The organism is Kitasatospora sp. A2-31 (genome assembly GCF_022288725.1).
GTDB lineage: Bacteria > Actinomycetota > Actinomycetes > Streptomycetales > Streptomycetaceae > Kitasatospora.
On sequence record NZ_JAKNTA010000073.1, the window covers coordinates 1 to 3,838 of the forward strand.

2 protein-coding genes are annotated in these 3,838 nt (G+C 75.3%); both read left to right on the forward strand.

Going from position 1 to position 3,838, the window contains the following annotated elements:
• On the forward strand, positions 1 to 1,207 hold a 1,207-nt coding region (locus MCM47_RS39465), incomplete at its 5' end, for a DUF58 domain-containing protein (protein WP_238951692.1).
• A complete protein-coding gene (locus MCM47_RS39470) occupies positions 1,204 to 3,660 on the forward strand; it encodes a DUF3488 and transglutaminase-like domain-containing protein (RefSeq protein WP_238951693.1) in 2,457 nt (818 codons plus the stop codon). The genes MCM47_RS39465 and MCM47_RS39470, both read left to right, overlap by 4 nt.
• Positions 3,661 to 3,838: the final 178 nt, after the last annotated feature.

Sequence of the window (3,838 nt, forward strand, 5' to 3'; positions counted from 1 at the left end):
CCAGAGCGCGCTGCTGCACGTCGGCGTCCTGCTCGCCGCCCTCCCGCTGGCCGCCGCCCTGCTGCTGGCCGGCACCCGGTACCGGGTGGCCAGCGGCCGCCGGCTCAGCCCGCACCGGGCCGTCGCCGGCCAGGAGGCCCGGGTCCACCTGCGGATCGACAACGTCTCCCGGGTGCCCACCGGCCTGCTGCTGCTGGAGGACAAGGTCCCGTACGTGCTCGGGCCGCGCCCGCGCTTCGTGCTGGACCGGGTCGAGCCGCGCGGGCACCACGAGGTCTCCTACCGGGTCCGCTCCGACCTGCGCGGCCGCTACCCGCTCGGCCCCCTGCAGCTGCGCCTCGCCGACCCGTTCGGGATGTGCGAGCTGAGCCGTTCCTTCTCCGCCTCCGACGTGCTCACCGTGGTGCCGCAGGTGCAGCAGCTGCCGCACGTCCGGCTCAGCGGCGAGTGGATCGGCCAGGGCGAGAGCCGGGCCCGCACCCTGGCTCTGGCCGGCGACGACGACGTCATCCTGCGCGAGTACCGTCCCGGCGACGACCTGCGCCGGGTGCACTGGAAGTCCACCGCGCGCTACGGCGAGCTGATGGTCCGCCGCGAGGAACAGCCGCAGAAGGCGCGGGCCGCCGTCCTGCTGGACACCCGCGAGATCGGCCACCGGGGCAGCGGCCCGGCATCCTCCTTCGAGTGGGCGGTCGGCTGCGCCGCTTCGGTCGCCGTCCACCTGCTGCAGCGCGGCTACCAGACCCGGCTGCTCACCGACCTCGGCCACTGCGTCCCCGGCCCCGAGGCCGGCGACGGCAACAGCGCGGCCGACGCCTCCGGGCTGATCCTGGACGCGCTCGCCGTGGTCGACCTCTCCGACGGCGCCGGGCTCTCCCGGGCCGAGGACCCGCTGCGGGCCTCCGGCGAGGGCCTGCTGGTCGCCGTCCTCGGCGACCTGGACGAGGAGCAGACCGCCCGCTTGGCGCGGCTGCGCACCCGCACCGGCGGCGCGGTGGCCTTCCTGCTCGACACCGGTACCTGGGCCGGCCTGCGGATGGTCGCCCCCGACACCGGCGGGGAGGAGTTCCAGGCCAGGGTCCGGCAGCTGCGCGAGGCCGGCTGGACCGTCCTGCCGGTCCGCGCCGGGGACTCCGTCCCCGAGCTGTGGCAGGCCGTCGACCGGGCCGAGTCGCCCTCCCCCTACCGAGAAGAGGCCGGCGCGTGACCACCCGGGCCAAACTGACCGTGTACTCGGCGCTGGCCACCGCCCTGGCCGCGCTCTGCCTGACCCCGCTGCTCACCACGAAGGGCTGGATCACCCACGCCTACCTGGTGATCGCCGTGGTCTCGGCGGCCGGTGCGGGCCTGCGCCGCACGCCCCTCTACCGCTGGACGGTGCCGCTCGGGCAGCTGGTCGCCCTGTTCCTGATGCTGCTGATCGGCTTCGCGGGCTCCGCCGCCACGTGGGGCGGCCTGGTGCCCGGCACCCACTCGGTGTCCGCGCTCGGCCGGGTCTTCGCCCACGGCCTGGACGACATCCAGCAGTACGCCATCCCGGCCCCGCCCAGCGCGGGCCTGCGCCTCATCCTGGTCGGCTCCATCGGGCTGATCGCCGTCCTGGTGGACACCGTCGCGGTGACCTACCGGCGCTCGGCCCTGGCCGGACTGCCGCTGCTGGCGCTCTACTCGGTCGGCAACGGGCTGGCCGGCGACCGCGGCAGCTGGGTCTGGTTCGGCCTCGCGGCCGCCGGCTACCTGGTGCTGCTCTTCGCCGAGGGCCAGGACCGGGTCTCCCGCTGGGGCCGGGTCTTCCGCGGGACGCCGCGCGGCACCGAGGGCTCCGGGTCGCTCAGCCTGAGCGGCCAGCGGGTCGGCGTGCTCGCCCTCGCGCTAGCCCTGCTGGTCCCCCCTCTCCTCCCCCAGTGGGACGGCGGCCTGATCCACGCCGGCGGCTCGGGCGGCTCCGGCGGCCCGGGTTCGGGCTCCGGCGGCGTCAGCAGTCTCGACCCGCTGGTCAGCATGGCCTCGCACCTGACCAACCCCAGCAACGACGAGCTGTTCACGTACGCGATGGACAGCGTCTTCGCCGACACCGCGTACCTGCGCACCGGCTCGCTCGACAAGTTCGACGGCACCGCCTGGACGCTCAGCAAGCCGGCGGTCTCCGAGCTCCCGGGCACCTTCCCGCAGCCGGAGGGCCTGCGGGACCTCAAGGCGCCCACGGTGACCGGCGAGTTCAGGATCGGCAACCGGCTGGAGGAGGGCTGGCTGCCGATGCCCTACCCGGCGTCCGCGGTCACCGTCCCGAACCGCTCGGACTGGCGGGTCGACACCCTCACCGGCACCGTCGTGCCGAACCGGGACCGGGCGCTCAAGGGCCTGAACTACAAGGTCGTCGCGCTGGACGTGAAGCCCACGGCGGACGAGCTGCGCAAGGCCCCGCCCGCGCCGTCCAAGATCATGGACCAGTACACCCCGGTGCCCGCGAACCTGCCGACGAGCGTCAAACTGCAGGCGGTGGAGCTGACCCGGAACGCGAAGACGCCGTACGACAAGGCGATCGCCCTGCAGAACTGGTTCACCGGCCCGGAATTCGAGTACACCACCGCCATCAAGGACAGCGGCAGCGGCAGCACCGCGATCGAGGCCTTCCTGCGCGACAAGCGTGGGTTCTGCGTCCACTTCGCCTCCTCCATGGCGGCGATGGCCCGCACCCTGCAGATCCCGGCCCGGGTCGCGGTCGGCTTCATGCCCGGGAACGCGAAGGCCGGCAACTCGTACTCGGTGACCGGCCGGATGTACCACGCCTGGCCGGAGCTGTACTTCGAGGGCTACGGCTGGATGCGCTTCGAGCCGACCAAGGGCCTCGGCGTGCAGCCCCGCTACACCTCACCGGTCGTCGAGCCCACCACCGCCCCGGTCCCGCAGCCGACCCTCACCGCGCAGGCCACCGGGCCGGTCACGTTGCCCTCGGCGGGCAGCAGCTGCGACCCCAAGCTGCGCCGGATGGGCGAGTGCGGGGACGAGCAGAAGACCGCCGGCGCGGCGCGGCAGGAGTCCTGGATGCCGTCCTGGCAGGTGCTGGTCGCCGTCGCCGTGGCACTGCTGGTCGTCGCCCTGCTGCTCACGCCGATGATCTGGCGGACACGGCTGCGCCGCCGCCGCCTGGGCGCGGGCGGGCGGCGCCGGCCCGGCGGGGACGGCCCGACGGAGCTCACCGACGCCCAGGTACTGGCCGCCTGGGACGAGCTGATCGACTCGGCCTGGGACGCCGGCATCGCACCGGACGAGTCGCGCACCCCGCGCGCCGCAGCCCGCCGGATCGCGGAGACCGCCGAGCTCGACACCGAGGCGGCGGCCGCCGCCGGGCGGCTGGCGCTGGCCACCGAGCGGGTCCTCTACGCCCGCTCCGCCCAGCTGTCGGACCAGGTCGCGGCGGACGTCCGGACCGCCCGGGAGGGCCTGAAGGCCGGCGCCGGCCGGGCCGTCCGGACCAGGGCCGTGCTGCTGCCCCCGTCCTCGGCCCAGCTCTGGTGGCGGATCTCCGACGCGGCACTGGGGGCCCGGCTCGCCCTGCGCCGCCGGGTCGCCGGGGTGACCGGGGCGGTCACCGGACCGGTACGCCGGGCCCGGGGCCGGCTGCGGCGCCGGGGCGGAGAGGACGACGGCCGGTCCTGAGACCGGGCAGCCGGGACCGGAGCCGCCGCGGCTCCGGTCCCGGACCGGGTGCAGGACCCCGCTCACGGGTGGTAGGGGCCCGAAAGCGCTCGCAAACGCCGAGGGCGGGCAGTCGGATCGACTGCCCGCCCTCTCGGCGTTCGTGAGGCCCGGTTCCGCCCGGTTCGTACGGCGGGGG